We start from the raw sequence: 25,706 nt of genomic DNA on the forward strand, positions 1-25,706 counted from the left end.
TCCCGCGCCCGGGACGGCTCGAGGTGGGCCTACCGGTCGCGGTGGACGACAGCGTGCGCCAGGTGATGCAGATCCCCCGAGGCCGGAAAATCGGCCAGCTGGGACACCGCACTGTCCAGATAGCGCCGGGACTCCGCCTGCACCCACCGCTTTCCGCCCGCCAGGGTGACCAGGTCCGTCGCGCGCGCGATCGTCACGGGGTCCATGGGGCGCCCGTCGCGATACAGCTCGGCCAGCTCGCGACCGGCGGGCGTACCCGACGACAACGCCGCGACCACCGGCAGCGAATGCTTGCGCCGCACGAGATCCGCACCGACCGGCTTTCCGGTGCGGGCCGGATCGCCCCAGATGCCGAGCAGATCATCGACCAGCTGGAAGGCGATGCCCAGCTCGCGGCCGAAGGTGTCCATCGCGTCGATCACCCCGGGCGGGGCCTCGGCGGCCAGGGCGCCCAGCACGCACGCGCAGCCGAGCAGCGAACCGCACTTGTGCCGCACGACCTCCAGGCATTCGTCGAGGGTGACGTCCTGGCGCGTCTCGAAGGCACAGTCGTGGAACTGCCCCAGGCACAGCTCGATGACGGCCTGCTCCAGACGGGCGATCGCACCCACCCCCACGCCCGGCTCGGAGGCCAGCAGGCGAATGGCCAAGCCCTGCAGGGCATCACCGGCGAGGATGGCGTCGGTGGCGCCCCACAGCTTCCAGATGGTGGGGCGGCCGTGGCGCATCTCGTCGCGGTCCATCACATCGTCGTGGATCAGCGTGAAGTTGTGCACGAGCTCGACCGCCACCGCGGCCGGTAGCGCGGCCTCGGCTGAGGCGCCGGCGGCCCGCGCCGCGGCCAGCACCAGCGCGGGCCGCAGGCCCTTACCGGATTCGGCCCGTGTCGGCGTGCCGCGCTCGTCCCACCAGCCGAAGTGATAGCCGCTCATCATCCGTAGCTCGCCGGGTAAGGTCTCCACCGCCGCTCGTAGCAGCGGATCCGTGGCCAGTTTGGCCCGGGCCAGGATCCGGGCGACCGCGGTCGCCCCTCCCGCGCTACTTCGCTCGAGACCACCGAAACCTGCTGTGGCCGTACCCATCACGGACTCCCTTCGATTGCCGCAGAACTGGTCGAAGTCGTGATGCGGGCGTACGTACCCGCGAACGGCCCGGTCGGACCCGCGATCCGGGGCCGCGGCCGGTGGCGTCGCGCCGCGGCGTCGTCGTACCGGCCGCCGGTCTGGTGCCAGGCCAGATTTCCCGCGATGTAGTCGCGCAACCGGCGCGCCCGGGTCAGCAGCGCGCGACGCTGCTCGCCGGACAGGTCGCCACCGGCGCAGAATGCGGGCAGTTGCTCCCGCTCGAGCTGCTCGAACTGGTGTAAACGCTGCTGCGCGAGATCGATGACGATGTCGCGAGCGGCCTCGCGCGGGCAGTTCAGGAACGACTCGGTGAGATAGACGAGATTGTGCCGCTCACCGTCGGCCTGGATCTCCTTGCGGTAGGAGTACAGATCGTTGACGAGTGCGGCGTGATCGAATGCCGAATTCTCCAGCTGCCGAAGCACACTCGCGTCGTCGAGGGCGCCGCCGAGCGGTCCGGCCCCGGCGAGCACGGCGACCAGCGGCCCGCCGAACGCGCTGCGGCGCATCTCCAGGTAATCGATGGGATCCGGGATGCGCCCACGGGTTTCGTTGTCCAGCCGCCACTGCCACGCCTCGAGCAACCGGAGCACCGCGGCCCGCAGGTGCGTGCGGGTGCGCGCCCGCGCCGTGGTCCGCCACAGGTCGCACAGGGCACGTTCGACCGGTGTCGCCGGCGCCGGAATGATGGCGACGGCGATCGCGGCCAGGCGGCGCAACTGCGCCCGCCCGGCCGCCGGATCCGCGCGCCACACCCGGGTCGTCAGGTCGCCGACGTGAAATCCCCACGCGCACCAGCGCGCCCGGACCGCCAGCGCGGCGGCATCGGCCTCCGGGTAGACCAGGGCGGCCAGGCGGGCGAAGTCGGCGTCCGCCAGCGACTGCGGGGTCCACCCGAGGAGAGGATCCAGCATCCCCATCTCCGCCACCCAGTCCGCGAGCCCGGCGCGGACCGCGCCCAGATGCGGGTTCGTGTCCGCGCCGTAGGGCATCGACAGACCGGTGACCGGTAGCGGCCCGGAGGTCCGGGCCGGCGGGGTGTGCTGGTTCACCCGGACGCGGAGCCCCGGCAGCAGCCGGGTCGCCGCCGTACCCAGACCCGTTGGCTTGGAATCGATTCCGGAGTTCATGTAGCGGCTCGACCGCAGGTGCCATTCGTGCCCGCCGGCCTGCCAGTCCTGCAGCCCCAGCGTGTAGCGGGCGACGGCATGCTGTTCGGCGGGCGCGGCGGCCCGGTCCAGGAACAGCTGCGGCACATCGACTTGCGCGGTGTCCTCGAACTGCGTGAGCCGGCTGGTGATCAGATCGTTGACCAGATTCGCCGCGGCCTGGGTCGGTAGCCCCAGGAATTGTTCCAGCACCAGAACGGCATTGGCGTTCTCGCCCTCGACCCGCACCTCCCGCTCGTAGGAGAACAGGTCGTTGCGCAGGTGCACCGCATCGGAGAAGGTGTCGCACAGGGTGCGCAGCGCACGCTCACCCGCGAAGCGGCCGGGCACCTCGGCGGTGGCGTATTCGACGAGATTGGCCGACCAGGGTGCGCCGCCCACGCGCCGGCGCATCTCGATGTACTCGATGGGGTTGGCCACCCGGTCGCTCGCGATATTGTCCAGCTCCCAGAGCGATTCGACCATCAGGTTGTGCGTGCTCAGGGCCATGCGCCGCCGCCAGTCCGGCGACATTGACCCGACGGTGCGTGCCCAGCAATCCGACAGGCCGGCCTCGGCGGGATTGCCGGGTTCGGCTGCGGCGGCGCCGGACTCGGCCATGAACAGCTCGAGCCGATTCAAATATCGCACGGCGGCGGCGCGGTCGCGGGTGTTCTTGAATTTGGCGAGGAAGTCGTCGTCGAAAAAGAAGACCCAGATGTACCACTCGGTGATGAGCGCCAGCGCGTCGGCATCACAATCGGGATGGGTATAGGCACACAGCAGCGGCATCTGCATGCGCGTAAGCCGGTCGGCATCCCACACCAGACTCCCGTCCGGACCGGGCTCGTCGAGAATTCCCATGCGCCGCGCCCATGCCATCGAATGCTCTCGGGCGTATTCCAGATGCGGATTGAGCCGAGCCGGATGGGGAAGATAGAAATCGGGCAGAGTGAACGGCTGCATCGACGGCCCCTTTTCGACATCACACTGTTTCAATTACCTCGCGGATGTATATCCCTGATGCGGGCGGACGTCACGAATCACAGAGCGCGGAAACCACATGCCCCGACGCCGAGGGCGACAACGCGTTATCGTCGAAACCCTATGTTAGCTGGCGCTTTTCGGACTGTCGAGACCTTCGAATTCATCCGACCGACCGGTTCCCTACCCGGGCGCCCACAGCGGGCCACGTTCCGCGGCTCGGCGCAGGTAGGTCGCGGTCATCGGCATACCGGTTCGAGCTGGGCATCTTCCGAACGAAAACGGGCGATACAGACAGCGGCGTCACCGCGGGCGCGCGGCACGGCGTTCAGATTCGCGATCGGCCGCCGCGCGATGTTCGGGGGGCAGCAGGGTACGGATGTCCTTGCGGGTGCTGATCATCAGCTTGGGCAGAATGGCCGCGATCTGCGCGTCCACCGTCCGGCGGGACGTGCCGCGCCGCGCGGCGATCGCGGTATTGGTCATGCCCGCCGCGGCCAGCACCGCCACCTCCTGCTCGGCAGCGGTCAGCTCGTCCCACCGCGTCGGATGCGCGCCCGAATCGGCCGAACCATTCGAGGGCGGCACCCCCGGGCCCGGATCTCCGGCCGCCAGGACGGCCTCCGGCTGCCCCAGACCACGCCGGGCAGCTATCTCGAATTCCCTGTCGCCCAACACTTTACGAGCCAATGTGTCCGCTTCGACGGTCTTCATCCCGAAGGGTCGCAGGTTGTTCAGATCGATGCCCAGTTGCCGTCGCAGGGTTGATGTTCCGCCGGATATCCAGGCGATCTCCCTGGCCCACCGCCGAATTCGATCCCGCGATCCGTCCGGCTCCGCCGCCGTGGCGTCGATCATGGCCGCGAGGATCCACGCCCGGATATGCACCGCCCAAACCCCGCCCCAGCGGTCCCGCATCGGAATCTGCCAGGCCAGCGCCGTATCGCACAGCGCCATAGCCGCATTCGGGTCCCCGTGCGCCGCCTCGGCGATCGCGCGCGCCAGCCGGGCCCACGAGGTCGCCCATGCGGCACCGGAGGATACGAAGGTAACCAGGTGGCGGCCGGTGACTTCCATCGCCTGCTCCGCGGAGCCGTGCAGGGCCGCCGCCAGTGTCTCGAACAGCTCGGCCATCGCGACGCCACCGAGATCGCCCGCCGCGGCGAACTTGGATCGCGCGCGCGCCAGCACCATCGTTGCCCGCGCATCGCAGTCGACGAGCATCAACGTACTGCCCCACAGATATTCGACCGACGCGGGCAATCCCAGGTCGGTCGCCGGATCGGCCGGCCATTGCGAAAGGCCCTGCGGTTCCAGGCAGATCGCGACCGCATCGTCCAGCATGCGCAGGGCGTCGTCGCGCACCCCTTGGCACAGGCTGAGCCAGCCGATCAGCGCGAGCGCCGAGACCTCGAGCTCGGCCGGGCACCGTCCCAGCGCCCGGGCGGCCGCAAGGCTGCGCTCGGCCAGGGCCCGCGATTCCCGTAGATGGCCGCGCAGGAACGGGAGTCGCAGCGCGATCAGGCCGGTCGCGATCTCCAGGCCGACCACGGCCTCGTCGGGATCGGACAGGCTGCCGTCGACGGCGCACTGCTGGTTGTCCGAATCGGCGCGGGCCCGGGCCAGCAGTTCCTGCTCCCGCGGACTGAGCCACTGGATGCAGTACTCGGCGATGCGGTCGCGGTAGTAGCGGCGGTGCCACGCGGCCAGCCGGAGCCATTCGCCGTCGCCGCCCTCCCGCAGGCGCTGCTGGGCGAACACTCGGAAGCTCTCGAGCAGGGAGTATCGAACGGTGTCCGCGCCGACATGAATCGACACCATGGATCGATCGACCAGTCGTTCCAGCAGGCCCTCGATCCGGTCCCGGGCCAGCCCGCCGGGGTCGGTGTCGGCGCAGACCGCCTCGATCGCGGCCAGATCGGCGCCGACGTCCGGGCAGTAGCCGCCCTCGGCGTCGAGGTCGATGTCGTCGGGGTTGTCGTCGTGGCCGGTGGCGAAGACCGACATCCGCTCGAACAGCAGCTGCTCGACCGGGTCGCACAGCTCGAAGGACCAGCCGATCACCGCGCTCAGATCGCGATGCCGCTCGTCCGCCCCCACCCGGAACCCCGGTGACCAGCGCAACCGGCGGTCGGTCCCGGCGCCGTCCAAATCGTGCAGGATCATCGGCAGGGATTGATACCGCAGTCGCGCCGCGGCCAGGCGGATGTGCAACGGATAGCAGTGCAGATGACGGCAGATCGACTCCACCACAGGCAGATCGGCATCGGCGACGGGCCGGCCGCCCAGGTCCGCGCGCTGCCGGAACAGGGCCACGGCCTGGGCGCGCGTCAGGGGCGGGATCGGCACGACGTGCTCGTCCACCCAGCCGATCGCGGTGCGGCTGGTCGCCAGCACCGTCAGGCCCGGGACCGCGTCGAGCAGCTCCGCGACGACCTCGCCGACCTCGTCGAGCACGTGTTCGCAGTTGTCCAGCACCAGCACGGTCGGCAGGACCCGGCCGACCGCGTCGGTCCGGCCGAGGGTGTCGATCAGGGTCTGCCTGCCCGGCCGCGCGGAGTAGTCGCCGTCGACCACGGCGCCGACGATCTCGTCCTCGATCGCGCCGACACTCGCACCCTTGGGCAGGCGGGCCAGATACACCCAGTGCACCGGAAGTAGTTGCGCCCTGCGCATTCTGCGCGCAACGGCCATCGCGAGCCTGGTCTTGCCGATTCCGCCCGAGCCGACCAGCGTGATCAGGCGCGCGGAGTCGGACAGCAGCGAGGCGATGCGGTCCAGCTCGCCGTCCCGGCCGACGAAACCGTCGCTGTCCGTAGGTATACCGACCCCCAGCGCCGCATGTCCCGCTGACATGAGTGGAAAGCATAACGGCTGGTTCGCACAGCGTCCGCCCGACCGGCAAACCCGCAGCTCGGTGCGACATCGGCAGGTCACCGATGCAATGTGCGGATGTGCCGGGACTACCTATCTGCCCAGACTTGGGGGCAGGGCCTGGACGGGTCGGGCGCGGTAACCGGAAGGGCGAAGCATGGCTCGGGTGCGGGTGTTCGGTGCGGGTGAATGTGGTCTGCCGCTGGCGCGGCGGCTGCTGGACGGTGGAGTGCCCGTCACCCTGGTGGCCGACCGCACCGCCGAGCAGGTGCTGAACGGCTCGGTCACCAGCACGCAGGTCAAATTCCCCCGCACGCTCGATCTGGAGACCGCGGCGGGCATGGGGACCTGGCGCGAGACCGCGCCGCAGATCCTGGGCATCCGATTCCATCTGGCCGTCGACGCCGCACTGGTGACGACGTGGACCGCGCCGTTCAGCCGGCCCGCGCAGAGCGTCGACCAGCGCACCGCGCTGAGCCATCGGATGACCGAATTCGTTTCCGCCGGAGGGGATCTGCGGATCACCGAGCTGTCGGCGGCCGAGGCCGACCGGCACTCCGGCGACTACGACCTGACCGTGGTCACTCGGGCGTCGAAAGATCTGGCCGCCTGCTTCCCGGCCGATGCCGCGCGCCCGATGCCCGACCGGCCGATGCGGCGGCTGCTCGCGGTGTACCTGGACGGCGTCGCACCCGACCCGGACGGCATGGGCGCCTATGTGGCGCTGCCGGGTCTGGGCGAGGCCGTCACCACCCCCTGTCTCGTCGGCGCGCCCGGACACGAGCGACGGGCCGACAACGTCATGTTCGCCGCGCTCCCGGGCGGCGAGCTGGATGTGTTCGACGAGGCGCGCACCCCGGCCGCTCGACTGGACCTGATCCGGGCGCTGATCGTGAAGTACCTGCCGCCGGAGCTGGCCGACCGCTTCCGCGACGTGGACCTGACCGATGCCGGCGCCACGCTCGCCGGCGGCGTGACACCGGCCGTCCGGGAGCCGGTCGGCGTTCTGCCATCGGGCGCCGCGGTCCTGGGTGGCGCCGATGTCGTGTGCCGGATGGATCCCGGCGGCGCACAGGGCGCGAACAACGCGGTGCACTGCGGCTTCCGCTACGCCGAGGCGATCTTGGCCACGCCCGAGGGACCGTTCGACCGCGAATGGATGCGGGCCACGGCCCAGCCCTGGCTGACCGAGATCGCCCATCCGGCGGCCGAGTGGACCATATCCATGCTCGATCCGTCGCCGCGGATGCAGGAGCTGCTGCTCACCGCCGCGCAGAATCCCGCGCTCGCCGCGGCCTTCGCCGAGACCTTTGTGCACCCGGCCACCATGTCCGATCTCGTTGCGGGACAGGTGTCCTGAGCAATCCAACAGGAGTATGTGAGATGGATCGAGACTGCCCGTACCGCTTCCGGGGACGGGTGACGCCGAATCCGATTCGATCGGTGTGCCACAGCCGCTCGGCATCCTGGCCACAACCGACCGACGCGGGCTGGCTGGTGGTGGAGCGCAGGGGCACGGCCGGACCACGGGTGATCCTGGTCCACGGCATGCGGGCCGCGCGGGCCAGCTGGGCCGCCCAGCTACCGCTCGCGCAACGGATGCGCCTGGACATCCTGCACCGCGGCGTCCGGGACGGCGCACTGTTCCCCGGTGGTGACTACCTGCACGACGCCGGCGATCTGCTCTCCCTCCTCGAATCCGAACCGGCCCATCTGGTCGGGCACGGCTACGGCGCCGTCGGCTGCCTCGTGGCCGCGGCCGCGATGCCGGACCGCGTCGCGTCCCTGACCCTGATCGAACCGACCTGCCTGGGCGTGCTGTCCCATCCCGCCGTCGTGGGCATGCGCCAACGCTGGCGCTGGGACCGCCCCGTGGACCTACTCGAGTTCGCCGGCGCCTACGGCCGCCTCGCGGGCCTGGCCGCCGACACCGAGTTCACCACCGAACAATGGCGCGCCATCGCCCGCCTCCGCACCTGCCGCCCGCCCTGGGACACCCGCCTCCCCCTGGAAACCATTGCCCAGCAATCCATCCCGTCCCTGGTGTGCTCCGGCGACCACTCCCCCGTCCTGACCGCCGTCGCCGCCACCGTGACGGAGCACATCGGCGGCGAGCACGCGGTGCTCCCCGGCGCCCAGCACGCGGTGCAGTCGCTGGGCGCGCCGTTCAACGATCTTTTGGAGCGTCATATTCTCCGGGCCTCGCAGGATTGATCCGCCAAACTCTCACGCCCCCAATCGGACTCGACCCCGGCACCGAACTCGCCGCAGAATGGTTCCATGAGCAACGAGGTGCGAGGTGCCGTGGTGGCCGAGCTGATCAGGCTTGCCGGAAGCCCCGACTACCGCGACCGGGCGGACGCCGGACGCTGCCTGGCCAGCTTCGCCGAGATGCCCGAGACCAGGGGGCCGTTAGTGAGCCTCGTGCTTGATACGGACGATACGTTCGTTACCTACGCCACGGCAGAAGCACTGCTCCGGCGTCAGGATGCAGCCGGTTTCGCGGTGGTCGCCGCAGGGCTCGCCTCGGCCGGCTGGGAACAATCCGACTGGATATACACAGCGATGCGCGATGTACTCGGCGTGTTCGCGAACGACCGGGATGCCGCACTACGTGAGTGCGAGAAATTAGCCAAGGTGACCGATGAGCAGGTACGTCGCGGCGCAGGCCTGCTGATCACCACCTTGGCCAAAATCGACACGATTTGCCTTCCAGTGCAGGACGATTAGACACCGATTGCCACAACCAGCGGGAAACAGACTGCGCAACAACCGATTACGTATGGCTCGCCTGGACAGCCGAGGCGTTGAGGTGGTCGGCATCCCGGCTACGACCCGGCCGCCAGGTGGACCATGTAGACGGCGGACGCTATCGCGAGAAGCAGGTACAGGCCCGGGAAGGCGATGTTGTAGAAGACGCGGGCTCGGACGTGGGCAACGACGGCGCCTAGGTAGAACAGGATCAGCCCGATGCCGGCGGCGACGCCGAGCCAGGGCGCCACCGTCGGACCGAGGACCAGCCCGAGGGCCCCGGCCAGTTTCAACGTCGCGAGGTAGGGCAGAACGCCGGCGGGAAGGTGCACCTCGGCAGAGTTCTCCAACACGAACGGCGCCTTGACGTAGTCGGCGACAGCGATGAGAGCGTTCGCGACGATGCACACGATCGTGGCGGCGAACAGGGTCGTAGTCATGCGCTGCACCCGCCCATGACTGTGTGGGAGCGCAGCGCTGGGTGGTCGGCCCGCGCGAACAGCGCTGCGATCTGCTCGGTCACTGCGGGGATCGGTGCGGGATCGGTGCGGAATCGGATCGTCTGTACGCTCATCGGCAAGTGTCTCCTCGGGGGTGGATCGTCGGACATGGTTGGTGGTCTCATCCGTCCCGACGTTTCCCGCCTCGGAAAGGTGACATCCGGTGGTACCGATTGTGGAATTCGAAGCGGCCCGACCGCAGCTGACGGCAATGGCGTTCCGATTCCTCGGATCCCTCCAGGACGCGGAGGACGCCGTGCAGAGCACCTGGATCAAGGCATCGACCACGGACGCCGGCGCCCTCCGCAACCCGGCCGCGTGGTTGACGACCGTCCTGACCCGCGTGTGCCTCGACCAGCTACGAATGCGGAACCGCCGTCGGGAGGAGCCCCTGCTCGCCGACGTGCTCCCCACCGAGACGCCGGCAGCGGACGAGCACTACCTACAGCGGGAGAACGTCTCCCGCGCATTGATGGTGGTCCTCGACCTGCTGACGCCCGCCCAACGCGTCGCGTACGTTCTGCACGACCTGTTCGATGTCCCATTCCGCGAGGTGGCGGACGCTCTCGGCACCAGACCGGATAACGCGAAGAAGCACGCCAGCCGGGCCCGCAGCCGAATCGAAGCGACCGAACCGACGCCGAGGGCGACCACTATCGACAGTGCCGTCGTGGACGCGTTCCTCGCCGCTGCCGCCGGCGGCGACATCAACCGGATGGTCGCCCTGATGACCGACGACTGCGTACGCGTCGCCGACCCAGCCCTCCTCCCTCCCGGCACGCCGGCCGTCGTCACCGGCGCCCGCGCCGTCGCCGAGGAGACGACGCTGTTCGCCGACCGAATCCGAGCCAGCTCGCCGATGCTCATCGGCGGGCGCCCGGTCCATGTCATCGCCCCCGGCGGCCACCTGCTCGCCGTCATCGACATCACCGTCAGGGACCGGCGAGTCGCCCGGATCGACATCCGTCGCGTACGCCGAAACGGTCTGACCGAGAACGGCACGCAACCTCACACGGTGGTCTCGCGCCGACTCGCGATCTGATAGACGTTGCCGAACGAGTCACGGACCATCGCTCGGCGGTCACCATAAGGCGTGTCGAGCGGTGGCTCCACGCTGACCGCACCCGCGGTCAGCGCTCGCTGATATGTGGCGGCGACGTCATCGACATAGATATACAGAAAGGCTGGAAACACCTCGCGCTCGCCAGATCCCGACACCATGATCAGCGAGTCGCCGATACGGACCTCGGTCGGTCGATTCGGCTCGACGTCGCCGACGGCTCCGAATACCGTCCGCAGGAACCCGACCGCGGCAAGCTGGTCGTTGACCACCATTCGAGGTGTCACCGAATGAAACCCTGGCGGAAGTGCAGCATCGGCAGCCATACACAGAGTCTCGCACGCAACCGCGAGCTTTGACCTGACTCAACCGGATTCTGCAGCAGTCCTTGTATCGGTGTGATGCGAAATGTGCGCGCAACTGCTCGACCAGTAACGCGCCCGAGGGATGCGTGGCCGGCTGTGCGAGATCGCCCAGCTCACCATCTGATTGCGGGAAGACTGAAAACCCCTGCTCAGAGCACAGGAGTGGCATGTGTGGATGCCGTACGTGCCCCCAGTCGGACTCGAACCGACACTGGGCGGATTTTAAGTCCGCTGCCTCTGCCAATTGGGCTATGGGGGCTCCCGGGACAGCGTACCGAAGTCGTACGTCCGTCTCGGAATTCTTTTGGGAAGTTAGTGGACGCCCTCCATCAGACGGCTCACCCGGGGTGCGATGAGGAAGACGCCGATGCCGACCGCCATGGTGACCAGGCCGAGGATGCCGAAGTAGGCGACCTCGTGGTGCGGGCTGTAATAGTCCGAGAGCACGCCGGACATCGAAGTGCCGATGCCGACGGAGAAGAAGTACAGGGCCATCATCTGGGCCCGGAATGCCTCCGGCGCAAGCTTTGTCGTGACGGCCAGGCCGATCGGGGACAGCATCAGCTCGAAGATCGCGAAGGCGCCGAGAATGAGGAAGACCAGCAGCGCGGGCACCGTCTTGCCGTGGAATCCCGTCAGCAGCACGAAAAGCATGAAGGCCGCGCCCATTCCGATGACGCCGTAGGCGAACTTGCGCGGCGTGCTGGGCGCGCGGTCGCCGAGACGGGTCCACATGAGCGCGAACAGCGGCGACAGCGCGATCACCCACACCGGCTCCTCCGAGCCGATCCAGTTCGACGGCGCGGTCCAGCCGAAGATGGACCAGTTCATCCGCTCGTCGGAGTACACCGCGAGCACGGTGAAGATCTGCTGGAACAGCGACCAGAACACCGCATTGGCGATGAACAGCGGAATGAACGCCCGCACGCGGGTCTTCTCCAGCGCGTCGACCTTCGGGCTCCGCAGCATGACGGTGAAGTAGACGATGGCGGCGAAGGCGATGACGCCGGTGGTCCACAACGACACGTTGGACAGCTTCACCAGTCCGGTCAGCGCGGCCATCGCGATCACCACGATCACCACGGCGATGAATCCGATCACGATCGGGATCTGGTTACGCGGCAAAGGATTCGGCACGATGCGACCGTGCGTGCCCAGGTTGCGCCGGAACACCACATACTGAATCAGGCCCAGCGCCATACCGATTGCGGCGGCCCCGAAGCCGTAGTGGAATCCGAGGCCGGTCTGAAGCACGCCGGTGATCAGCGGGCCGACGAAGGCACCGATGTTGACCCCGAGGTAGAACAGCGTGAATCCGCCGTCGGCGCGCGCATCACCCTTCTCGTAGAGGGTGCCCAGCAGCGAGGACGCGTTCGCCTTCAGCGCACCGCTGCCCAGCGCGACCAGCATCAGACCCACGCCGACGCCCGACAGGCCCGGCAGGACGGCCAGCGCGATATGCCCCGCCATGACCACCACGCCGCCGTAGAACACGGTCCGCTCCATGCCGAGCACCCGGTCCGCCAGCCAGCCGCCCAGCACCGTGGACATGTACACCACGCCGCCGTAGGCGCCAACGATGCCGGTGGCGGTGGTCTTCTCGAGCCCCAACCCGCCCTGTGTCAGGGAGTAGTACAGGTAGTAGCCCAGGATCGTGACCATGCCGTAGTAGGAGAACCGTTCCCACAGCTCGACCCCGAACAGATTCACCAACCCGATCGGATGCCCGAACAGGGTTCGTTCGGCTGCCCGTTCGGTAGCCCGTTCGGGCCGGTAGTCCACCTGTGTCATGCGCTCGACCTTTCCATGGCACGCAATTTCTCAGCAACCAGGGTTGGGTTGCAGTACTTCGAGCGAACCGGGTTGCCGGGCCGCCGCCGGGAGGCAGAGTAGTCAGGTTTATGTGACGTACACGTTAATTCCGATCACATTGCTCTCAATCAGAGCAGTGTGCCAGGCTAATTTGCGCCGTGATCTAGATCAACTGACCAGATTGCACAGTCCAATCGTGTCCCACGTCACCCATTTGCCACGGAATATCCGTGAGTCCCCTGAACAGGGTAGGCGAGGAACAATCCGGCGGCGATGCGCCCGGGGCCGGGCCCGCATCTCCTGCTCACGGCTCGAGGCGGGGAACACGGACACGTCATACCGAATCCCTACCGCCGCGGATGGCCGTTTGCGGAAACGAAACCACCGGACGTCACGGCAAAACGCCACGCTCGACGAGCGCACGACGCCCCGGGCCGGCCGACGCGCGCAACCCGAGGCACGCATCGAAAAAGCACCCCTGACACCCCATCTCCGCGACCTACCGGACAACCTTGTCCATATGCCCGGCAATCCGAGGGCGGATCGATCGCGCCGCGACCGCACGGACGACCCCGTCCCGGTTCACGATCCCGGTCCCGCCCGGCCACCTCGAGGCGCCGTTCGGCGGGCGTCCGCGTAATCCACAGCGCCGTCGTGGAGTCCGGCCGCGGGCACCCCGGAATCGTTCCCCGACCCGATCAGGCGATGGATAAAGCGATTCCGTCGAGAATGTCGTGCTCGCTGACGATGAGTTCACCGATTCCGGCCCGGCGCGCCAGCTCGTCGGCCAGCACCTCGGCGATCACCGCTCCCCCGCCGATCACATCGACCCGCCCCGGATGCATCGGACCCAGTGCCGCGCGCTGGTCGTGGTCCATGCCGATCAGCCGATGACACACGGCGCGAAGGTGATCCAGGCTCATGCGCGTCAGATGTACCTTCTCCGAATCGTATTCGGGCAGGTCCAGCGCGACGGCGGCTATCGTGGTCATGGTCCCGGCCACGCCGACCCAGGTGTGCGCCCGCTCCACCGGCACCACGCCGAACGCCTGCGCCAGGCGCTGCGAGGCGAAAAACCGTGCCGCGGCAACCTCTTCGGGTGTGGGCGGATTCGAATGCAGGCAGCGCTCGGTGATCCGCACACAACCGATATCGGCCGAATAGGCGGCGTGTACGCCGCTCGCGTCACCCAGCACCACCTCGGTGGATCCGCCGCCGAGATCGACGACCACGAAAGGCCCTGCGGCGCTGGACAATTCCCCGACCGCACCGGCGAACGAGAGCCGCGCCTCCTCGTCGCCGGTGATCACCTCGGCCTGTGCGCCCTCGACGACGCGGCCCAATTCCGTTGCGGTCATGGCGAAGAAGTCGTCCCGGTTGCGCGCGTCGCGGGTGGCCGAGGTGGCGACCATGCGCACGGTCGTGACGCCGGCCTCGAGCATCATGGTCACGTAGTCGTGCAGGGCCACGCGAGTGCGCTCGATCGCGTCGGGATTCAGCTCCCCGGTCGCGTCCACGCCCTGTCCGAGGCGCACGATCCGCATCTCGCGGTGCAGGTCGGTGAGGCGGCCGTCGGCGCCGGCATCCGCGATCAGCAATCGGATCGAGTTCGTGCCGCAGTCCACCGCGGCCACCCGGTTACTCATCGCGCCACCCTCTTCTCGTCAGCTGTCGGCATTGTCAGGACTCGGCCGGATGGAGATCGGCGTAGGCGGGCCAATCGGCCGGAATCGCCGTCCCGCGCAGGCCGTTGTCGGCGGCCAGCGCCACCGCCTCGTCACCGAGCGGGTTCAGTCCCGGCCCCTTGGCCAGCGCGTGCGCGATCAGCACATGCAGGCACTTCACCCGGTCCGGCATGCCACCGCCGCTGAAATCGGTGTGCGTGGTGAGGAATTCGATCTCGTTGCGCTCGGACAGGTAGCTCTCGTGCGCCTTGCGGTAGGCCGCGGCCAGCTCCGGGTCCGTCGCCAGCCGCTCCTGCATCGGCCGCATCAGGCCCTCGGCCTCCTGGCGGCTCGCCTCCGCGGTCAGGCGCGGATCGGTGAGATAGTACAGGGTGGGGAACGGGGTCCCGTCGGGCAGCCGCGGCGCGGTCTTCACCACGGCCGGTTGGCCGTCCGGGGTGCGATAGGCCACGGCCAGCACACCGCGCGGCAGACGGCCCAACTGCCGGGCGACGATCTCGAGATCGGCGTCGCTGGGAGGGGTCTCGGTCACCGGTGCGGTCCTTCCGGGGTGGGTGGTGGCGGGGGTGCGGTCGTGGCCGGCGCGACGGCCGGCTGCGGGTTGTCCATGCTGCGGAACAGCTGGGTGTACCAGGGGTCCGGCCTGCGGGGCGCGGCCGTCGGGGTGGGCACCGCGGGCTGTTCGATGCCGGGCACCTGCACGATGTAGGCGGTGTCGCCGGGCATCACCAGCCGCAGCCGATCCCGGGCCTCGGACTTGATGTAGTTCGGATCCTGTTGCTGCGCACGGCGTTCGCGCAGCTGCGCAACGTCGGCCTCGAGGTCGCGGCGCTGCTGGGCCAGCTGGGTCGCCTCCGCGCGCTGGCTCAGATAGGTGCGCGTCGGCACCGCCAGGGTCAGCGCCAGCGCGCACAGCACCGCCGCCAGCACCACCGCGCGGCCGGTGGACAGGCCCAGGATCCGGTGCTCGCGTTTGGGTTTCGCTTCGCGCGCCCGCGGGGATCTGGACCGTCCGGTGGGCCGCGGCGCCGACTTCTTCTCCGCGACACCGGATTCGGCCTTGGAGCTCGAGGTCCGGCGCTGCGCGGCCCGCTGTCCGGCGGCGGTGCGGGCCTGCGTGCTCGCGGCGGCGCGCTGACGCTCGGGGCGGGAATTCGCCGACCGCGACGAACGGCGGTCACCACGTCCGCCGGGACCGGCACCGCGCCGTTCGGTCATCTCACACCTCGAAAGTCGCCTCTGATCCACACCGCGGCGCAGCCGGATCCCACCCGGGGATCCGACGTTCGCGCCGCGGCCACAATGGATCCGACGGTACTACCCCTCGGCGGCAAAGCGCGGGAACGCAACGTCCCCGGCGTAGCGGGCCGAATCGCCCAGCGCGTCCTCGATGCGCAGCAGCTGGTTGTACTTGGCCACGCGCTCGCTGCGGGCGGGGGCGCCGGTCTTGATCTGGCCGCTGCCCACCGCGACCGCCAGGTCGGCGATGGTGGTGTCCTCGGTCTCGCCCGAGCGGTGGCTCATCATGGTCTTGTAGCCGTTGCGGTGCGCGAGATCGACCGCGTCCAGGGTCTCGGTCAGGGTGCCGATCTGGTTGACCTTCACCAGCAGCGCGTTGGCCGCACCCTTGACGATGCCGTCCTCGAGGCGCTCGGGGTTGGTGACGAACAGGTCGTCGCCGACGATCTGCACCTTGTCGCCGATCAGGTCGGTGAGCGCGACCCAGCCGTCCCAGTCGTCCTCGGCCAGCGGATCTTCGAGGGAGACCAGCGGGTAGGCGGCCAGCAGCTCGGCGTAGAACTTGCCCATCTCGTCGGCCGAGCGGACGCTGCCCTCGAACTTGTACCCCTGGCCGGTGGTGTAGAACTCGGTGGCCGCCGCGTCGAGTGCCACGGCAACGTCGGAGCCGGGCTTGTAGCCGGCCTTCTGGATGGAGGCGACGATCAGGTCGAGCGCCTCACGGGTGCCGCCGGTCAGCTCGGGGGCGAAGCCGCCCTCGTCGCCCAGACCGGTCGACAGGCCCTTGCTCTTCAGCTCGGACTTGAGCGCGTGGTAGACCTCCGCACCCCACCGCAGCGCCTCCCGGAAGGTGGGCGCGCCGATCGGGGCGATCATGAATTCCTGGAAGTCGATGCTGTTGTCCGCGTGGGCGCCACCGTTGACGATGTTCATCATCGGCACCGGCAGCACGTGCGCGTTCGGACCGCCCAGGTACCGGAACAGCTCCAGCCCCGAGGATTCCGCGGCGCCGCGCGCGACCGCCAGCGAGACGCCCAGCAGCGCGTTCGCGCCCAGCCGGGACTTGTCCGGCGTGCCGTCCAGATCCAGCAGCACCTGGTCGACGGTGCGCTGCTCGACCGCGTCCAGGCCGATCACGGCCGGTGCGATCTCGTCCAGCACGCCCTCGACGGCCTTGCGCACGCCCTTGCCGCCGTAGCGGTCTCCACCGTCACGCAGCTCCACGGCCTCGTGCTCGCCGGTGGACGCGCCGGAGGGTACGGCCGCCCGGGTGAGCGTGCCGTCGTCGAGTGCAACCTCGACCTCGACGGTGGGGTTACCGCGCGAATCCAGGATCTCGCGAGCTCCGACCTGTTCGATGATGGCCACGAAAACGACACTCCTTCGGCTGCAACAACGGTCCTGCTCACCGCCGTCCATGGGCAGGTCGCACGGGATCCCGTGCAGGTGCGAGCCTACTGTGTTTGATCGCCTCCGCTTCGCTCCGGCTGTTTTTCGGCCCCCGAGGGGCGCGCCGTTCGGGCACCGCTGCTTGCTCGTTCGTCGAATGCGCAGCGGTACCCGAACGCCGCGCCGCGCCGAAAAACTGCAGGTCTACTTCTTGTGCCCATAGCTTCGCGGGCGAGTTCCAGCCGAACGGACAGGCTTCGCCGCTGGGCACGCCGATCGTTGGGTTGTCGGCGCGTCGGCCGAATCAAGGGCACTGATCAGGGGTGGCGGCCGACGCCGTAGGCCGCGGCGGCACGGCGGACCGTCAGCATGTATGTCGTGGATTGGTTATAGGTCAGCAGCGCGCGCTGCCAGCCGGCGGCTGTGGTGAGGTCGCCGCCGCTGGCGCAGAGGTAGCGGGCGGCGGTGAGGGAGGCGTCGTCGATGCTGTCGGGGTCGGCGATGCCGTCGCCGTTGGCGTCCACACCCCAGCGCTGCCAGGTTTCGGGGAGGAATTGGAAGGGGCCCATGGCCCGGACGTAGACCGGGCTGCCGGTGCGGGCGGTGGCGTCCTGGTCGAGAATCCTTGCCACGCCGGGGGATCCGTCCAGGGGGATGCCGCGGATGGGCGGGGCGACGTTGCCGTCGGGGTCGATGTGCGCGCCGCCGTGGCTGCCGTGCCTGCTCTCCACGTAGGCGATGGCGGCCACGGTGGTCCAGCCGATGCCGCAGTCCGGGTGCGAACGGGCCATGACCGCCGCGGCGTAGCCGTATGCCTCGAGCGCCGTCACCGGGATGCTCAGGGCGCGGGACCGCGCGGCGGCCCAGTCGTGCAGTTGCTCGGCGGTGCGGCCCGGGGCATCGAGGTTGATCGCGGGCGTCGGGGCGCCGGGGGCGGGCGGAATTCCGTCGGGAATCGGCGGGAGGTGTTCGAAGCTTCCGCATCCCGACAGCGCGAGACATCCGGATAACACCAGCGCCGCGACGGCCGGCAGACCGGCACGCGCAGCGGGAATCACGCGACGACCGGTCCTGGACTTACGCACTACTCCATCATCCAGATCATCGGGCCCGACGGGGCTCGACAGCCCCGGGACTCGAGTGAGCATCACCACGAAGATCCGCGCCCTCGGGGAGGCTGCGACGGATTCACAGAGGTGAGCCCAGGCTGGACGCACCCCGCACCGCGCCGTGTGCGATGCCCATCTTCTATCACCGCCACCATTCATTAGGTAAGCCTTGCTTAATGATGTTGAAGCGACTACCTTCGCAGATCGAGTGGCCCATACCTGCTTCACCATGCCTCACAGAAGGGAAGACCTGGTGAAACACGTTCTCTGCGAACGTAAGACGTATCACCCACCGCACGGCACACCCGCCCCCACACCCTCGGGAGAACTCGAGCGCCGCACCCTTCCCGCAGCCGCCGCAAGGACGGTATGCGATACGGCGCATGAGATTGCTATCACAATCGATGCCGTCGCCTCGTTGTCCGGACAGGCCTGCTCCACCCTTGCCGATCCCCGGCTGATCGACCTGGTCGACGCGCGGGTCACCGACCTGCCCGATGCGGTGCGGACCAGGGTCGCACCCCCCGCGACCAGCGCCGGTGCAACGATCATCAGCGGTCTACCGGTGCGCGACGACGAGCTCGGCCCCACCCCGCGCGACTGGCGGGAGGCCGCCGCTTGGAGCGCGGATCCCGAGCGGCGGCGATCGAGCTTCGAGCTCGACATCGCGATGCTGCTGCTCGCCCGCGCGGCCGGGGAACCGTTCGGCTGGCGCGGACAGCAGGGCGGGCGCCTGGTCAACAACATCGTCCCCTCCCCGGGCCACGAGCAGGAGCAGTCGGGCGCGAGCAGCACCACGCTGCTGAGTCCGCACACCGAGGACGCCTTTCATCCGGGCCGGGCGCATCTGCTCATGCTGGGCTGCCTGCGCAACCCGGACCGGGTGGGCACCACGGTGTCCTCGGTACGGCAGGTGCGGCTGGACGAGCGGCAGCGCCGGCTCCTGGGCCGCGCGCACCTGCCGATCCTCCCGGATGTCTCCTACGGCACCGACTTTCACCGCTACCCCACCGCACCGGTCGCGACGGTCGGCGATCGCGACGGCCTGGCCACGCTGCGTTACGACCCCGCCTACACCCCGATCGACGACGCGGACGACGAATTCCGCAGCGCCTACGAGCATCTCGGAGCCGAGCTCGAAAGGGTGTGCCGCACAGCGGTATTGGAACCGGGCGAGCTCCTGCTGGTCGACAACGACGCGGTCGTGCACGGCCGCGTGCCGTTCACCCCGCGGTACGACGGCAGCGACCGGTGGCTCAAGCGGGTGAATGTGCGCCTCCCGCAACGGCGGCGGTCGGCGGCCGAGGCGGCGGAGAATGGATACGGGCAGCACACGGTCACCCCGTTCTCGGCGCGGTCCGTCGCCCGGCCGCCGGGGACCGTTGCCCCGGATCAGAACTGAACACCTGCGACCAGCGAACCGAGGATCGACATGAGTGCTCGACCGACACCCCTGCGCGTACTGTCCCGCAGCGACCTCGCCGACGTTCCGATCACCCCCGACGCGGTGGTCCGCGCGGTCGAGGAGGCGTATCTGGCCCTGGCGGCGGGCGATTCGGACAATCCGCGCAAGCTGAGCGTGGCCCATCCGGACGGCTGGTCGGTGGCGTACGCCATGCTGGGCCGCGACGGCCGCCGCCGGGTGGTGGCGATGAAGACCTCGTACAAGTTCGATCCGAGCCACGACCGCAGCACCAAGCGCTACTACACGACGATCACCCTGTACGACGACGCGACCGGCATGCCGATCGCGATGATGGACTGCGCCCGCGTCGGCGCGCTGCGCACTCCCGCGGTGTCGGCGCTGCTGGTGCGCGAGACCGTGCGGGCCGGGGCCCGCAGCGTCCTGCTGATCGGCACCGGCACCCAGGGCCGAAATGCGCTGCCGCACTTGCTCGCCGCCAATCCCCAGCTGAACCGGCTGATGCTCTACGGCACCCACCCCGAGGGCATGAAGGCGGTGTACGACCACCTCGCGGCCCACCACCCGCAGCTGGAACTGCAGACCGTCGCCGATCCGCGGGAGGCCGCGGCGAGCGCGGACGTGGTGCTGGCCACCGCGGGCCCGGGCACCAAGGTCGCCCTCGAATCCGCCGATCTCGCACCGGGTTCCACGGTAGTTCTGGTCGGCTACGGCCTGGCCCCCTCGACACTCGCCGACGCCGACCGGGTCGTCGCGACCAGCGCGGAACAGATGGCCCTCACCGGAACCGATATGGCCGGCCCCGACGGCACCCTGCGCCGGGTCGATACCGAACTGCCGCAGATCCTGAACCGCCGCTCCCCCGGCCGCACCCGTGACGACGAACGCATCTTCGTCTACAACAGCGGCCTGGTGCTGACGGATATCGCGGTGGCCCACGCCCTTGCCGAGCGTGCCATCGCCGAGGGCCGGGGAACGGAGGTCGCCCTGTGGGATTGAGCCCCGGCGCGAACCGAGCCGCAGCCGCACCTGGCGGCACGTCGGCCATCGCGGACGATCGACTCGCGATTGCCGCGCCGCCGATGCCCGCACACCGGGACGAGTGGGAACAGCGACTACTCGAAGACCCGGATCTCCTGGGGGACATGGCCTTCGCGATCGGCAGGCCGTTTCATGTGATGTATCCCGAGCGGGTCGGGCGCAACATCGACGGGTTCCGGGCGGTGTTCGAGCAGGCGGGAGTGGACGGCGCGATCTTCTACGGGAAGAAGGCGAACAAGGCCGCGTGCGTCGTTCGCGCCTGCGCGGATCATGGTGCGGGAGTGGATGTTGCGAGCGTGAGCGAGCTCGTGGCGGCGCTGGCGAACGGGGTGCGGGGCGAGGATCTGGTGGTGACGGGTCCGGCAAAGTCGGCCGAGCTGTTGTGGCTCGCCGCGCGGCACGGGGCGCTGATCGCCGTCGACGAGCCGGGCGAGCTGGATCGCCTGGCGGAGTCGGGATCCGTGGTCCGCGTGCTGCTTCGGGTGCTGCCACCCGGCTCGGACAGCCGCTTCGGGATGACCCCGGCCGAACTCGATGCCGCCGTGAACCGCGCCGATCTCGGGCCGATCATGCTGGAGGGCTTCAGTTTTCACCTGTCCGGCTACGATCCGATCCCCCGATCGGAGCTGGCCGCCACGCTGGTCGATCGATGCCTCGCCGCCCGCGCCCGGGGACATCGGGCGCGGACCATCTCCATCGGCGGGGGCTTCGCCGTGGATTACGTGGGCGTGGAGGCGTGGCAGGGCTTTCTCGCCGCCGCGGGACCGGGCCGGTTCCATGCGGGCAAGTCCTTCGACACCTACTACCCCTATCACTGCGACACTCCGGGACCGGTCATGCTCGCAGCCGTTCTCGACAATGCTCAGCTGGCACGGCGGCTGCGCGAGAACGGGATCCGGCTGGCCATCGAACCCGGGCGGGCCCTGCTCGATCGCGCGGGAAGCACGGTACTGCGAGTACAGGGCGTGAAAATCCGTACTGCACAGGGCCATCCGTACCAACTACTCACCGTCGACGGCACCAGCCTGAGCCTGTCCGAGCAGTGGTTCGACAGCGAATACCTCCCGGATCCGGTGCTGTGGCCCACCCGGCCCGGCGCCGGCACCCCGGCCTGCGTCGGCGCCGCGACCTGCCTGGAATCCGACATGCTCAGCTGGCGGCGCATCCCGCTGCCCCGCGCCGCCACGATCGGCGACCTGCTCGTCTATCCCAATACCGCCGGCTACCAGATGGATTCGAACGAATCGGCGTTCCACGGGCTGCCGATCCCGCCGAAGGTGGTGCTGCGGTCCACATCGGACGGGCGGATGCGCTGGCGGCTCGACACCGGCCCGCTCTGAACGACGCGTCACCCCCGAATCACCTGTCACTCACAACTCACCATCGAGGAGACCCGCATGCCGCTCGTCACGCGCGTGACGGACCTGATCGGCAACACCCCACTGTTCGAGCTGGCGTCGACGGCCACCGGCACCCGGCTGCTGCTCAAGCTCGAGCAGTTCAACCCGACCGGCGCGGCCAAGATCCGGATGGCCCGCGAAATGGTGCTCGACGCCGAGCGCCGTGGATTGCTGAACGATCGCGGGCATATCATAGAATCGACATCGGGTAATACCGGACTGGGTCTGGCGGTGGTGGCGGCCGAACGCGGCTACCGCTTCACCGCGGTCGTCGACCACCACGCCTGCAAGGACAAACTGCGCGCGATGCACGCCATGGGAGCCGAGCTCGTATACGTCGCCGACGGCGGCGACGACGCACTCGCGACCTCGGCGCGCGAGGATCTGGCCGAGGCGATGGCCGCGGCCCGCCCCGACGCCTACTTCACCGAGCAGCACAACAACGACGCGAACGCCCTGGGCTACTATGCGGTCGCCGAGGAGTTGCTGGCAGACCTGGACCGGGTGGATATCCTGCTATCGGCGGTCGGCACCGGCGGCTCGCTGTTCGGCACCGCGCGACGGCTGCGCGAACTGGGCCGCCCGGCGCGGGTGATCGGCGTGGAGCCGGTCGGCTCGATCGCCTTCGGCGGCCCCGGCGGCCCGTACTGGCAGTCCGGCACCGGCACCCCGCCCGGCGCGACGGTCGGCACCGCGGTCGACTACTCGCTGCTGGACGAGGGCCTGAAGGTGTCCGACGTGGCCGCCTTCGCCACCGCCCGCGCCGTGGCCCGCAGGACCGGGCTGCTGATCGGCGGCTCCGCGGGCGGCTCCGTGCACGCCGCCCTGACCCGCCTCGAGGAGTTACCCGCCGCCTCCACCGTGGTGACCATCGTCTGCGACGGCGGGGAGAAATACCTCGACACGATCTTCGACGACGACTGGATGAGCGACCGCGACCTGCTCGACCAGGCCACCGAACTCGAGGTCCTCGCTCTGCTCGACCGCTACGCCCCCGCCCACCGAGACCTGGCGGGCGCCCGATGAATGCACCGAACCCCGCCCATCGGCGCCGCGCGCAGTCCACCCATGGTGGGGCACCACGGACCTCGAATGCATGGAAGACATCCGCGAGCGCGCTTACATCCCTGGTGCGCAACACGTCGCGGGGTCGACTGCAGTGAGCGGGAGGGCAATCCGCACCGACGGGCGACAGCTGACGGCACTCGCGGCTCCCATCGCGATGACGCAGCTGGCGCAGGTTGCGGTGTCCACCACCAATATCGCCCTGATGGGTTCGCTCGGGGTCGACCAGGTCGCGGCCGGTGGGCTGGCGTTGGTGCTGTTCAACCAGATTCGCACGATGTGCGTCGGGCTGATCACCGCGACGGGCAATCGGGTCGCGACGGCGGTGAGCCAGGCGGAGAAGCGGAACACCCGGGCGGACAACGAGATCCGTGACGTCGTCCGGGCGAGCTTGCTGATCTCGACCCTCGCGGGCATCGCGGGCGCGGCGGTGCTGATCGGCCTGGGCTGGGCGCTGCGATGGCTCGGCCAGGACGCCGACGTCCTGGCGCAGGCCCGGCCGATGCTGGTGGCCCTGGCCCCGGGCCTGCTGCCCTGCCTGTGGTTCCAGGCGATCCGCCAGTACACCGTGGGCATGCAGCGCCCGCAGGCGTTGCTGCTGGTGACGCTGGGCTCGGTGGCGCTGAATCTCGTTGCGGCCCTGGCCCTCATGCACGGCTGGGCGGGGCTGCCCGCGCTGGGTTTGACCGGGATCGGCGTCGCCACCTCGCTGGTCTTCCTGATCACCTGCGCGGTGTTCTGGGCGATGGTGCGGCACGATGCGCTGCTCGGCCCCACGCTACCGATCCGGATGTGGCCGGCGCACCGGTCCACGATCGCGGCCGAGCTGCGCCTGGGCACCCCGATCGCGCTGACCTACGGCTCGGAGGCCGGGCTGTTCTCGGTGCTCGCGCTGGCGATGGGCACCCTGGGCCCGGCCGCGCTGGCCGCGCACAACGTCGTCTACCAGCTGGTCTACATCGTGTTCCAGGTGGCGATCGGGCTCTCGCACGGCGCGTCGATCCTGGTCAGCCGGGCCGCGGCGCGCGAGGAATTCCGGCGCGCCCGAGGCCTGGCATGGCTGGCGCTGCGGCACGCGGCCGTGGTTGTCGCACTGGTCGCGGCGCTGTACATCGCGACGCCCGATCTGGTGCTGCACCCCTTCCTGACCAGCCACGACGGCGAGACCGTCCGACTCGCCCACACCCTGCTGCTGATCGCGATCGTGCTGCAGTTCTTCGATGCCGCCCAGAACATCGGCAACGGCCTGCTGCGCGGCCTGCACGACACCCGCGCCGGATTCCGGCTCTCGCTCGTCGGCTACTGGGTGGTCGGCCTCCCCGTCGCGCTGCTGCTGGCCTTCCCCGCCGGGCTGGGTGCGGCGGGCCTCTGGTTGGGCCTGACGGCTGGGCTGGCGACCACCGCGACGCTGATGCTGCGCCGGTATTTCGCCCTGCTGCACGCCCGTTCACTGCTGCGAAGCGGCCCTCCTGCGCAACGGGTCGGCAGCAGCTCGAGCTAGCGCACCGATCGAACGGCCACCGAGCGTACCGACGTCAGGCTCGGCGCACCTGCGGCAGTTCAGCCCACCCGATCGGCCGCGATCGACACGCAATTCTCACCTTCGTGTAAGCATGCGGACACCGGCCGTGGGCACTTTGTAGAGAAAGGCTTCGATATCCTCACGAGGGAGCGCGAGCCAGGGCGAGTACGCCAGGAGGAGTCCGGTGCACATCAGCAGAGTTGCGGAATACCCGCGACCGGACCATGTTCTGTTCCACTTCAGCGACACCCATCTGGTCGCCGACGGCCGGCTCTACGGAGCGGTCGACGCGCAGGAGCGCCTGCGCGCACTGCTCGCCCGGGCCGAGGCCAGCCGGATCACCCCGACCGCGATCGTGTTCACCGGGGACCTGACCGACCGGGGCGAGATCGCCGCATATCGCGACCTGCGCGCGTTGGTCGAGCCGCTCGCGCACCGACTCGGTGTGCCGGTCGTGTGGGTGCCCGGCAACCACGACGACCGCGCCACGCTGCGCGAACAGTTGCTCGACGAGGACGGCTCGGACGCACCACTGGACCGGGTGTACCTGTTCGACGGGCTGCGCGTCGTCGTGCTCGACACGACCGTGCCGGGCCACCACTACGGCGAACTCACCACCGACCAATTGCATTGGCTGCGTTCGGTATTGGCCGAACCCGCGCCCTTCGGAACGATCCTGGCCATGCACCACCCCCCGGTTCCCTGCATCCAGGATCTCGCGGTGACCGTGGAACTGCGCGACCAGCGCCGCCTCGCCCAGGTGCTGGACGGCACCGACGTGCGCAGCATCCTGGCCGGCCATCTGCACTTCTCGACCACCGCGACGTTCGCCGGAATCCCGGTGTCCGTGGCATCTTCCGCGTGCTACAGCCAGGATCTGGCGGTGGCTGACGGCGGGCAGCGCGGCCGGGACGGGGCGCAGAGCTTCAACTACGTGCACGTCTATCCCGACACCGTGGTGCATTCGGTGGTTCCGCTCACGCAGGGACCGACCGTCGGACAGCCAGCCACCCCCGAGGAGGCCGCGCGGCGGCTGGCCGAGGAGGGGATCATCATTCCTCCGGCATCGCGCATTCCTGAGGTCCTCGACGCGTCGGCACCCGAATCGGACGGCGAATCGATCAGCTGATCCCCGGAGGGACCCTCCACAGGTGGTCGGACATCACGACCAGGCCGCCGGCCGGTCCGGGCCGCACGACGATTCCGGCGAAGTCA

Annotated in this window: 22 protein-coding genes and 1 tRNA gene; 10 read left to right on the plus strand and 13 right to left on the minus strand. The window is 69.3% G+C overall.

The annotated features are described in order from the left end of the window. Nucleotides 1–29: 29 nt before the first annotated feature. From ABH933_RS41175 to ABH933_RS41185, 3 genes are all read right to left on the minus strand, one after another. A complete protein-coding gene (locus ABH933_RS41175; protein ID WP_429427577.1) occupies nt 30–1,082 on the minus strand; it encodes a polyprenyl synthetase family protein in 1,053 nt (350 codons plus the stop codon). Continuing rightward, nucleotides 1,082–3,238, minus strand: a complete 2,157-nt coding sequence (locus ABH933_RS41180) for a terpene synthase family protein (RefSeq protein ID WP_429427575.1) — start codon at nt 3,236–3,238, stop codon at nt 1,082–1,084. Before ABH933_RS41180 ends, ABH933_RS41175 begins: the two co-directional genes overlap by 1 nt. A 321-nt stretch (nt 3,239–3,559) precedes the next feature. Next, nucleotides 3,560–6,112, minus strand: a complete 2,553-nt coding sequence (locus ABH933_RS41185) for an ATP-binding protein (protein ID WP_429427574.1) — start codon at nt 6,110–6,112, stop codon at nt 3,560–3,562. 175 nt (nt 6,113–6,287) lie between these two features. On the opposite strand from ABH933_RS41185, the gene ABH933_RS41190 reads away from it, so the two are divergent. From ABH933_RS41190 to ABH933_RS41200, 3 genes are all read left to right on the plus strand, one after another. Beyond that, nucleotides 6,288–7,490 (plus strand): styrene monooxygenase/indole monooxygenase family protein, encoded by a 1,203-nt coding sequence (locus ABH933_RS41190; protein WP_429427572.1) that lies wholly within the window; start codon nt 6,288–6,290, stop codon nt 7,488–7,490. Nucleotides 7,491–7,513: 23 nt separating this feature from the next. Further along, the gene (locus ABH933_RS41195; RefSeq protein WP_429427570.1) at nt 7,514–8,344 is read left to right on the plus strand and encodes an alpha/beta fold hydrolase; all 831 of its coding nucleotides are present in this window, start codon (nt 7,514–7,516) and stop codon (nt 8,342–8,344) included. 66 nt (nt 8,345–8,410) lie between these two features. After that, nucleotides 8,411–8,860 (plus strand): hypothetical protein, encoded by a 450-nt coding sequence (locus ABH933_RS41200; RefSeq protein WP_429427568.1) that lies wholly within the window; start codon nt 8,411–8,413, stop codon nt 8,858–8,860. A 98-nt stretch (nt 8,861–8,958) separates the two neighbouring features. Here the strand turns inward: ABH933_RS41200 and ABH933_RS41205 are convergent, their stop codons facing one another. Together ABH933_RS41205 and ABH933_RS41210 are read right to left on the minus strand one after the other, a co-directional pair. Next, a complete protein-coding gene (locus ABH933_RS41205) occupies nt 8,959–9,321 on the minus strand; it encodes a DoxX family protein (protein ID WP_429427566.1) in 363 nt (120 codons plus the stop codon). Continuing rightward, a complete protein-coding gene (locus ABH933_RS41210; protein WP_429427564.1) occupies nt 9,318–9,455 on the minus strand; it encodes a hypothetical protein in 138 nt (45 codons plus the stop codon). The genes ABH933_RS41205 and ABH933_RS41210 overlap by 4 nt, the downstream gene beginning before the upstream one ends. 89 nt (nt 9,456–9,544) lie before the next feature. Here ABH933_RS41210 and ABH933_RS41215 point away from each other — a divergent pair, with 89 nt between their 5' ends. Next, nucleotides 9,545–10,423: a sigma-70 family RNA polymerase sigma factor gene (locus ABH933_RS41215; protein ID WP_429427562.1), complete on the plus strand. Its 879-nt coding sequence runs from the start codon at nt 9,545–9,547 to the stop codon at nt 10,421–10,423. Here the strand turns inward: ABH933_RS41215 and ABH933_RS41220 are convergent. From ABH933_RS41220 to ABH933_RS41255, 8 genes are all read right to left on the minus strand, one after another. After that, nucleotides 10,390–10,728, minus strand: a complete 339-nt coding sequence (locus ABH933_RS41220; RefSeq protein WP_429427560.1) for a VOC family protein — start codon at nt 10,726–10,728, stop codon at nt 10,390–10,392. The two genes, ABH933_RS41215 and ABH933_RS41220, sit on opposite strands and share 34 nt — an antisense overlap. A 263-nt stretch (nt 10,729–10,991) precedes the next feature. Then, nucleotides 10,992–11,065 (minus strand) — tRNA-Leu (locus ABH933_RS41225). Nucleotides 11,066–11,118: 53 nt separating this feature from the next. Further along, entirely contained in the window at nt 11,119–12,597 is a 1,479-nt protein-coding gene (locus ABH933_RS41230; RefSeq protein WP_429427558.1) for a peptide MFS transporter, read from the minus strand. A 719-nt stretch (nt 12,598–13,316) separates the two neighbouring features. Then, nucleotides 13,317–14,264 carry an exopolyphosphatase gene (locus tag ABH933_RS41235; RefSeq protein WP_429427556.1) on the minus strand — a complete coding sequence of 316 codons (948 nt, stop codon included), beginning with the start codon at nt 14,262–14,264 and terminating at the stop codon, nt 13,317–13,319. Nucleotides 14,265–14,298: 34 nt separating this feature from the next. After that, nucleotides 14,299–14,835: a DUF501 domain-containing protein gene (locus tag ABH933_RS41240; RefSeq protein WP_429427554.1), complete on the minus strand. Its 537-nt coding sequence runs from the start codon at nt 14,833–14,835 to the stop codon at nt 14,299–14,301. Continuing rightward, nucleotides 14,832–15,521, minus strand: coding sequence for an FtsB family cell division protein (locus tag ABH933_RS41245; protein WP_429427552.1), 690 nt, complete (start codon nt 15,519–15,521; stop codon nt 14,832–14,834). The genes ABH933_RS41240 and ABH933_RS41245 overlap by 4 nt, the downstream gene beginning before the upstream one ends. A gap of 99 nt (nt 15,522–15,620) precedes the next feature. Next, entirely contained in the window at nt 15,621–16,910 is a 1,290-nt protein-coding gene (eno, locus tag ABH933_RS41250; RefSeq protein ID WP_215923576.1) for a phosphopyruvate hydratase, read from the minus strand. 338 nt (nt 16,911–17,248) lie between these two features. Beyond that, nucleotides 17,249–18,016: a lytic transglycosylase domain-containing protein gene (locus ABH933_RS41255; RefSeq protein WP_429427549.1), complete on the minus strand. Its 768-nt coding sequence runs from the start codon at nt 18,014–18,016 to the stop codon at nt 17,249–17,251. A gap of 277 nt (nt 18,017–18,293) precedes the next feature. On the opposite strand from ABH933_RS41255, the gene ABH933_RS41260 reads away from it, so the two are divergent. The 6 genes from ABH933_RS41260 to ABH933_RS41285 all read left to right on the plus strand — a co-directional run bounded on the left by ABH933_RS41260 (nt 18,294) and on the right by ABH933_RS41285 (nt 25,620). Continuing rightward, nucleotides 18,294–19,442 (plus strand): TauD/TfdA family dioxygenase, encoded by a 1,149-nt coding sequence (locus tag ABH933_RS41260; protein ID WP_429427547.1) that lies wholly within the window; start codon nt 18,294–18,296, stop codon nt 19,440–19,442. Between the two features lie 30 nt (nt 19,443–19,472). After that, nucleotides 19,473–20,462, plus strand: coding sequence for an ornithine cyclodeaminase family protein (locus ABH933_RS41265; RefSeq protein ID WP_215923573.1), 990 nt, complete (start codon nt 19,473–19,475; stop codon nt 20,460–20,462). Further along, nucleotides 20,453–21,844: an alanine racemase gene (locus ABH933_RS41270; RefSeq protein WP_429427545.1), complete on the plus strand. Its 1,392-nt coding sequence runs from the start codon at nt 20,453–20,455 to the stop codon at nt 21,842–21,844. Before ABH933_RS41265 ends, ABH933_RS41270 begins: the two co-directional genes overlap by 10 nt. A gap of 57 nt (nt 21,845–21,901) precedes the next feature. Next, entirely contained in the window at nt 21,902–22,930 is a 1,029-nt protein-coding gene (locus tag ABH933_RS41275; protein WP_429427544.1) for a PLP-dependent cysteine synthase family protein, read from the plus strand. Between the two features lie 196 nt (nt 22,931–23,126). Continuing rightward, nucleotides 23,127–24,470 (plus strand): MATE family efflux transporter, encoded by a 1,344-nt coding sequence (locus ABH933_RS41280; protein WP_429427709.1) that lies wholly within the window; start codon nt 23,127–23,129, stop codon nt 24,468–24,470. 205 nt (nt 24,471–24,675) lie between these two features. Next, entirely contained in the window at nt 24,676–25,620 is a 945-nt protein-coding gene (locus ABH933_RS41285; protein ID WP_215923571.1) for a metallophosphoesterase, read from the plus strand. The last annotated feature ends 86 nt before the right edge of the window (nt 25,621–25,706 follow it).

It is taken from the genome of Nocardia sp. GP40 (assembly GCF_050434125.1).
GTDB classification, from domain to species: Bacteria; Actinomycetota; Actinomycetes; order Mycobacteriales; family Mycobacteriaceae; genus Nocardia; species Nocardia albiluteola.

Coding starts and splice junctions, on each gene's coding strand:
- ABH933_RS41175 (WP_429427577.1), bottom strand. CDS start 1,082: ATGGGTACGGCCACAGCAGGTTTCGGTGGTCTCGAGCGAAGTAGCGCG.
- ABH933_RS41180 (WP_429427575.1), bottom strand. CDS start 3,238: ATGCAGCCGTTCACTCTGCCCGATTTCTATCTTCCCCATCCGGCTCGG.
- ABH933_RS41185 (WP_429427574.1), bottom strand. CDS start 6,112: ATGTCAGCGGGACATGCGGCGCTGGGGGTCGGTATACCTACGGACAGC.
- ABH933_RS41190 (WP_429427572.1), top strand. CDS start 6,288: ATGGCTCGGGTGCGGGTGTTCGGTGCGGGTGAATGTGGTCTGCCGCTG.
- ABH933_RS41195 (WP_429427570.1), top strand. CDS start 7,514: ATGGATCGAGACTGCCCGTACCGCTTCCGGGGACGGGTGACGCCGAAT.
- ABH933_RS41200 (WP_429427568.1), top strand. CDS start 8,411: ATGAGCAACGAGGTGCGAGGTGCCGTGGTGGCCGAGCTGATCAGGCTT.
- ABH933_RS41205 (WP_429427566.1), bottom strand. CDS start 9,321: ATGACTACGACCCTGTTCGCCGCCACGATCGTGTGCATCGTCGCGAAC.
- ABH933_RS41210 (WP_429427564.1), bottom strand. CDS start 9,455: ATGAGCGTACAGACGATCCGATTCCGCACCGATCCCGCACCGATCCCC.
- ABH933_RS41230 (WP_429427558.1), bottom strand. CDS start 12,597: ATGACACAGGTGGACTACCGGCCCGAACGGGCTACCGAACGGGCAGCC.
- ABH933_RS41235 (WP_429427556.1), bottom strand. CDS start 14,264: ATGAGTAACCGGGTGGCCGCGGTGGACTGCGGCACGAACTCGATCCGA.
- ABH933_RS41245 (WP_429427552.1), bottom strand. CDS start 15,521: ATGACCGAACGGCGCGGTGCCGGTCCCGGCGGACGTGGTGACCGCCGT.
- ABH933_RS41265 (WP_215923573.1), top strand. CDS start 19,473: ATGAGTGCTCGACCGACACCCCTGCGCGTACTGTCCCGCAGCGACCTC.
- ABH933_RS41275 (WP_429427544.1), top strand. CDS start 21,902: ATGCCGCTCGTCACGCGCGTGACGGACCTGATCGGCAACACCCCACTG.
- ABH933_RS41280 (WP_429427709.1), top strand. CDS start 23,127: ATGACGCAGCTGGCGCAGGTTGCGGTGTCCACCACCAATATCGCCCTG.